Here is a 699-nt window from a genome sequence, read left to right as displayed (position 1 = left end):
CCCTCGAAGAGAACGGCGTCATCGACCCGGACGTGCTGTGGTCGTGCACCACCTGCGGCGCCTGCGTCGAGCAGTGCCCGGTGGACATCGAGCACATCGACCACATCGTGGACATGCGCCGCTACCAGGTCATGATCGAGTCCAGCTTCCCCAGCGAGGCGGGCACGATGCTCAAGAACCTGGAGAAGAAGGGCAACCCCTGGGGCCTGGCGAAGAAGCAGCGGCTCGCCTGGACCAAGGAGGTCGAGTTCGAGGTCCCGGTCGTCGGCAAGGACATCGAGGACCTGACCGAGGTCGACTACCTGTACTGGGTCGGCTGCGCGGGCGCCCTGGAGGACCGGGCCAAGAAGACCACCAAGGCGTTCGCCGAGCTGCTGCACATCGCGGGCGTGAAGTTCGCGATCATGGGCGGCGACGAGGCGTGCACCGGCGACTCCGCCCGGCGCCTGGGCAACGAGTTCCTCTTCCAGCAGCTCGGCCAGCAGAACGTCGAGATGCTGAACATGGCCTTCGGCGAGGACAGCGACGACGAGTCGACCAGGAAGCCCAAGGCGAAGAAGAAGATCGTCGCGACCTGCCCGCACTGCTTCAACACCATCGCCAACGAGTACCCGCAGCTCGGCGGCGAGTTCGAGGTCATCCACCACACCCAGTTGCTCCAGCACCTCGTCGACGAGGGCAGGCTGGTCCCGGTGACCC

The 699-nt window shown here is 66.0% G+C and carries 1 protein-coding gene; it reads left to right on the top strand.

The window, feature by feature from the left end:
- Window positions 1–699, top strand: a 699-nt coding sequence (locus KUM32_RS36435) for a (Fe-S)-binding protein (RefSeq protein ID WP_217146176.1), incomplete at both ends; no start/stop codon positions are given.

It is taken from the genome of Streptomyces sp. AC627_RSS907, assembly GCF_019049165.1.
The sequence above is the reverse complement of the archived record's forward strand: the minus strand, read 5'-3'. Positions and strand labels throughout refer to the sequence as shown.